Genomic DNA, 5,795 nt, shown 5'->3' with positions numbered 1-5,795 from the left:
CGTCGCCGGGCAGCCGGCGGCCGGCGGCCGGGTCGCCGTAGAGCGTCCAGCGGAGGAAGTCGGTGGTGGTGGCCAGGACCTGGTCGAAGCCGGGCCGCCCCGGGTTCAGGTACTCGCCGTGGCCCTGCCCGAGCAGGCTCAGGAAGGCGGTCGGGCCGGTCGTGCGCTGGTATGCGGCGCGGCCGACCGTCGCCGGCACGATCTTGTCCGCCGTACCGTGCACGAAGAGCAGTGGGGCCGCCGGCCCGGCGAAGCTGCCGGCCGTTCCGCCGCCGGCGATCACGATGCCGGCGCGCAGCCGCCCCGAGCGTCCGGAGGTGAACATGCCGGCCGTGGTGAAGCCGCCCGCCGAGTGGCCGGCGGCGGCGACCCGGGTGACGTCGAGGTGCCCGGCGAGCGGGTCCCCGGCCCGGGCGTCGAGCCGCGTCAGGTGCCGGATCAGCCGCCAGCCGTCGGCCGGCTGGTGGCGTACGTCGGCACGGCTGAACCGGGCCGCGCCGCGCCGGGTGTGCGGGTAGGCCGGGGCGGCGACCACGAACCCGGCGGCGGCCCAGCGCGCGGTCAGCCCGGCGTGCAGCTCGGGCAGGCTGTGCAGCCCGTGGCTGTAGACCACCACGGGGAAGCGCCCGGCGGCCACGGCGTCGCCCTCCGCCGGGTACCAGACGGTCACCGGCAGGGGGCGCGCCGAGGTCGGGTCGACGGTGAACGTGCGTACGCCGACGGCGTAGGCGGCCACGGGCGCCGGACGGGCCGGCGGCGGTGTGCCGGGCGCGGCGGCACCCGCCGGGGCGCAACCGGCCAGCAGCGTCGTCATCAGTGCGGCGACCAGCCGCTTTGTCCCCACGGATCCACGGTAGGTGCCCGGCGGCCCGCAGCGGTCCCGCCGTCCGGACCGGACGCCCTCACCACCCGGCCGGATCGTCTCCACCGGCCGGCTCGACCTGACCCCGGGACGCGCGCCGGGGACGGCGGCGGACAACCGGTGTCGCTAGGGTCACCGCCATGCCTGAGAACCGCACAGACCCGAGCGGCAACACCGAGGCGTTCCGCGCCTACGCCCACACCGCCGAGCCCGAGGCCCCGGCCGGCGCGTCCCGGACGCCGCTGCTCGTCGGCGCGGCGGCGGTCGCGGTCGTGCTGGTCGCCCTCCTCGTCTGGCTCGCGCTGGGCTGACCGGCGTGGAGCCGCCTGGAGGCCCGGCGCCGGGCGCGGGGGAGCCGCGGACGGGAAGCCCGGAGCCGGGCGTGGGGGAGCCGCCGACGGGAAGCCCGGAGTCGGCGGCGGGCCCGGGGCGCGTTCCGGGGCGGTGGCGGAGGCTCCGCTCCGGTCTTCGCGGCATCCACCGGGGCAGTGCCGCCCTCGGCCTGGTGCTGCTGCTCGCGGGGCTGGCGTACGCGGTGGCCATTGGGGCGTACAAGTGGCACCTGCACACCAAGGCGGAGCGGCTGCGGGCGGACGGCGTCCCGGTACTGGCGACCGTGAGCGACCGCCGCGACACCGTCGGACGCGGCGGCGGCACCGACACCGTCCAGGTCTGGTACGAGTACGGCGGCGTCCAGCACAACGAGCGCATCCTCTGCGGCTCGGCCGGCGGCTGTGTCGAGGAGCCTCCGGAGGAGATGATGCTCTGGGTCGATCCGGAGCAGCCGGCGGAGTTCGTGGCCGCCAACGGCAACACCGATGACTCGGTCTTCTTCCTCAACTCCTGGGGCGGCATCCCGTTCGGGCTGCTGGGCGCGGCGTTGGGCGGGGGTTTCCTCTTCGCGGCCCTCGTTCCGACCGGGATGTTCGACCGGCCCGCCCCCGCACCACCCCGGCGGGGCCGGGGGCGCGACCGCGTCCGGCGCACCCGGGCCGCCAGGCGACGCGGAAAGGCCCGCCGCTGAGCCGGCGTGGGTGACGGTCCGGGCGGTCAGCCAGCGGTCTCGATGACGGCGCGGGTCTGGAGGGCGATCTCGCGTTCCTCGTCGGTGCCGACGACGCAGACGGTCACCTCGGCGCCCTCCGGCGAGACGACCCGGTCGCCGGAGCCGGCGTTGCGCTCGGGGTCCATTGCGATGCCGAGCCGGTCCAGGCCGGCCAGGGCGGCGGCGCGGACCGGGGCGGCGTGCTCGCCGACGCCGGCGGTGAAGGTGACGGCGTCCACCCGGCCGAGCAGTGCGTAGTACGCCCCCACGTAGCCGGTGATCCGCCGGCAGTAGACGTCGAAGGCGAGCGCCGCCGCCGGGTCGCCGTCCGCCCGGCGGGCGAGCACCTCGCGCATGTCGTTGGCGCCGGTCAGCCCGAGCAGGCCGCTGCGGTGGTTGAGCAGGTCGTCGATCTCGTCGACGGAGAGCCCGCCCTCGCGGCGCAGGTGGAAGATCACGGTCGGGTCCAGGTCGCCGCTGCGGGTGCCCATCACCAGGCCCTCCAGCGGGGACATCCCCATCGAGGTCGCCACGCTCCGGCCGCCGGCCACCGCGCAGGCGCTCGCGCCGTTGCCGAGGTGCAGGGTGATCGTGTTCACCTCGGCGTACGGGCGGCCGAGCAGCTCGGCGGTGCGCCGCGACACGTACGCGTGCGAGGTGCCGTGGAACCCGTAGCGCCGGATGCCGTACCGCTCGGCGGTGTCCCGCTCGATCGCGTAGGTCGCGGCGGCCTCGGGCAGGGTGGTGTGGAACGCGGTGTCGAAGACGGCGACCTGCGGCACGTCCGGCAGCGCCGCCCGGGCGACCTCGATGCCGGCCAGGTTGGCGGGGTTGTGCAGCGGCGCGAGCGGGACCAGGTCGCGGATCGCGGCCAGCACCTCGTCGTCGATCAGCACCGGCTCGCCGAACCGCTTCCCGCCGTGCACGACCCGGTGCCCGACGGCGGCCAGCCCGGTGAGGTCCAGCCCGTCGAGGATGCCCCGGACGGCAGTCTCGTGGTCGGCCGGACCGCCGCCGGCCTCGCCGACCCGTTCCACGGTGCCCTTGTCGACCACCCGGTCGCCGTCGAAGAGCCGGTACTTCACCGACGACGACCCGCAGTTGAGGACGAGGACGCGACCGGCCGGGCGCTCCTGCGGGGCGGCGGGACCGCTCATGACGACTCCTCGGTGGCCGCGGCCTGGATGGCGGTGATCGCCACGGTGTTGACGATGTCCGGCACGGTGGCGCCCCGGGACAGGTCGTTGACCGGCCGGCGCAGGCCCTGCATCACCGGCCCGACGGCCACCGCCCCGGCGGAGCGCTGCACCGCCTTGTACGTGTTGTTGCCGGTGTTGAGGTCCGGGAAGATGAAGACCGTGGCCCGGCCGGCGACGTCGCTGCCGGGCAGCTTCGTCGCCGCCACGGCCGGGTCGATGGCCGCGTCGTACTGGATGGGCCCCTCGACGAGCAGGTCGGGCCGGCGCTCGCGGACCAGCTTGGTGGCCGCCGCGACCTTCTCCACGTCGGCGCCCGCCCCCGAACTGCCGGTGGAGTAGGAGAGCATCGCGACCCGGGGCTCGATGCCGAACCGGGCGGCGGTGTCGGCCGAGGAGATGGCGATGTCGGCGAGCTGGGCGGCGTCCGGGTCGGGGTTGACGGCGCAGTCGCCGTAGACCAGCACCCGGTCGGCGAGCAGCATGAAGAAGACGCTGGACGCCACCGAGACGCCCGGCACGTTCCGGATGATCTCGAATGCGGGACGGATGGTGGCGGCGGTGGTGTGCGTCGCGCCGGAGACCATCCCGTCGGCGTGCCCCGTCTGGACCATCAGCGTGCCGAAGTAGTTCGGCTGGGCGACGATGTCGTGGGCCAGGTCGGGGGTCATGCCGCGGTGCGCGCGAAGCTCGGCGTACGTGGCGGCGAACTCGTCGCGCCACTCGCTGGCGACGGGGTCGACCACCTGGGCGCCGGTGATGTCGATGCCCAGCTCGCGGGTGCGCCGGGCGACGTCGTCGGGGCGGCCGAGCAGGGTGATGTCGGCGACGCCCCGGCGCAGCAGGATTTCCGTGGCCCGCAGGATCCGTTCCTCCGCCCCCTCCGGCAGCACGAGGTGCCGGCGCCGGGCCCGGGCGCGGTCGATCAGATCGTACTCGAACATCAGCGGGGTGACCCGCTCGGAGCGGCTGACCCGCAGCCGGCGGGCCAGGTCGTCGGTGTCCACGCAGCGCTCGAACGCGCCGAGCGCGGCCTCCACCTTGCGCGGGTTGGCCGCGCTGGGTCGCCCCTCGATCCGGCTGGAGGCGGCCACGGTGTCGTAGCTGTCGCTGGGCACGGAGAGCACCGCGAGCCCGGTGTTGAGGCCCTCGACCAGCCGCATCGCGCGCGGGTCGGGCTGCTCGCCGAGGGTCAGCACCAGCCCCGAGACGGAGACCTGCCCGGCCACGTGCGCGGCGCTCGCCGCCACCAGCAGGTCGGACCGGTCGCCGGGGGTGATCACCAGGGCGCCCTCGGTCAGGTGGTCCAGCAGCGTCGGCACGTGCGCGGCCCCGACCACGTAGTCGAGCACGTCGCGGCTGAGCGCGTCGTCGTCACCGGCGAGCAGGGTGGCGCCGAGCGCCGCCGCCACCTCGGCCACCGTCGGCGCCGACACGGTCGGCACCTCCGGGATGGCGTACGTGGGCACGGGCAGCTCGGGCAGCGTCATCGGGCCGGGAACCCGGTTGGCGATCACCGCCAGCACCGTCGCCCCCAGGTCCTCCAGATCGTGGTACGCCCCGCGCGCGGCGGCCGCGATCGCCGCCGGCTCCTGCCCGAAGCCGTCGACGACGGGCACCACCACGCTGCCGAACTCGGTGGCCAGCCGGGCGTTGAAGGCCAGTTCGCGGGGGCCGGCCCCGTCGCCGCCGTCGGCGAAGTCGCTGCCGACCACGACCACGGCGGGGCAGCGCCGCTCGACCTCCCGGTAACGCTCGACGATGCCGGCGATGAGCTGCTCCCGCCGCCCGTCGGCGACCAGCGCGGTCGCCTCGGCGTAGCTGGTGCCGCTCAGGTCGGCCAGCGGAAGCTCGATCCGGTAGCGGTCACTGAGCAAAGCGAGGATCGGGTCGGGGCCGTGCCCCCGGACCAGCGGCCGGAACGCGCCGATCCGCTCGACCTGCCGGGACAACAACTCGGCCAGGCCGAGGGCGATGGTCGACTTCCCGCCGCCCGAACCCACGCTGGTCACGTACACGCTCCGGGCCACGCCCCCACGCTACAAGATCGTGCAGGTGCCCGCCGAGATCCAAACCCTGAGCAGGCAGGATCCTCGTCTCACTCCGTCGGCGGGGTGGCCGGTACCGACGCCGGCGTTCCTAGACTCGCTACCCATGCCCGACCCTTCCGCCGCAGCTCAGGCGGCCTCTGACAGCCCGACCGTCGTCCAGGCGACGGCTGTCGGGCCAGCCGTCGTGCCGGCCGGTGCCGACGCCCCGACGGTCGCCCAGGCACCGGTCGAGGCACCGACGGCGCCGCTGTCGGCGGTGGACGCTCCAACGGTCGGCCCGGCGGCGGACGTTCCGGCGGTCGGCCCGGCGGCGGACGCTCCGGCGGCGGACGCTCCGGCGGTCGGGTCGGCGGCCGACGCCCCGACCGCCGTCCACGCCGTCGCGCCCCCGCTCGCGCCGGTCTTCGTCGACCCGAGCGGGCGACGCCGGCGGCGCTGGCAGCGGCTCGCGTACGCCCTCGGGTCGGTCGGCGTGGCGTACACCGTCCTGGTCGGGGCGAGCTTCGCCGGGGGACCGGTGAGCCCGGAGAACGTCCTGCCCTTCGTCGAGTCCACCCGACGACCCTGGAGCCCGCCTCCGGCGCCCGCCAGCACGCCCGCCCCTGAGCCGACCGTCGGGCGGCCCGCGCCGGTCGTGCCCG

At 75.9% G+C, this 5,795-nt stretch carries 5 protein-coding genes and 1 pseudogene; 3 read left to right on the top strand and 3 right to left on the bottom strand.

Features of this window, described 5'->3' with window-relative positions; translation table 11 throughout:
- Window positions 1–844, bottom strand: an 844-nt coding sequence (locus F6X68_RS29950; RefSeq protein WP_151457390.1) for an alpha/beta hydrolase, incomplete at its 3' end; no start/stop codon positions are given.
- A 158-nt stretch (window positions 845–1,002) separates the two neighbouring features.
- On the opposite strand from F6X68_RS29950, the gene F6X68_RS33720 reads away from it, so the two are divergent.
- Window positions 1,003–1,173, top strand: coding sequence for a hypothetical protein (locus F6X68_RS33720; RefSeq protein ID WP_192581597.1), 171 nt, complete (start codon window positions 1,003–1,005; stop codon window positions 1,171–1,173).
- Between the two features lie 71 nt (window positions 1,174–1,244).
- Window positions 1,245–1,886: a hypothetical protein gene (locus tag F6X68_RS29945; protein WP_151457389.1), complete on the top strand. Its 642-nt coding sequence runs from the start codon at window positions 1,245–1,247 to the stop codon at window positions 1,884–1,886.
- A gap of 26 nt (window positions 1,887–1,912) precedes the next feature.
- On the opposite strand, the gene F6X68_RS29940 is transcribed toward F6X68_RS29945, so the two are convergent.
- Both F6X68_RS29940 and pta read right to left on the bottom strand, forming a co-directional pair.
- On the bottom strand, window positions 1,913–3,064 hold the full coding sequence (locus F6X68_RS29940; protein ID WP_151457388.1) for an acetate/propionate family kinase: 1,152 nt from the start codon (window positions 3,062–3,064) through the stop codon (window positions 1,913–1,915).
- Entirely contained in the window at window positions 3,061–5,133 is a 2,073-nt protein-coding gene (gene pta / locus F6X68_RS29935) for a phosphate acetyltransferase (RefSeq protein WP_151457387.1), read from the bottom strand. Before pta ends, F6X68_RS29940 begins: the two co-directional genes overlap by 4 nt.
- Window positions 5,134–5,257: 124 nt before the next feature.
- Between pta and F6X68_RS29930 the strand changes: the two are divergent.
- Window positions 5,258–5,795, top strand: a pseudogene (locus F6X68_RS29930) (hypothetical protein); the annotation flags it as partial.

The organism is Micromonospora sp. AMSO12t (assembly GCF_008806585.1).
Taxonomy (GTDB): domain Bacteria; phylum Actinomycetota; class Actinomycetes; order Mycobacteriales; family Micromonosporaceae; genus Micromonospora; species Micromonospora reichwaldensis.
The sequence above is the reverse complement of the archived record's forward strand: the minus strand, read 5'-3'. Positions and strand labels throughout refer to the sequence as shown.

Coding starts and splice junctions, on each gene's coding strand:
- F6X68_RS33720 (WP_192581597.1), top strand. CDS start 1,003: ATGCCTGAGAACCGCACAGACCCGAGCGGCAACACCGAGGCGTTCCGC.
- F6X68_RS29940 (WP_151457388.1), bottom strand. CDS start 3,064: ATGAGCGGTCCCGCCGCCCCGCAGGAGCGCCCGGCCGGTCGCGTCCTC.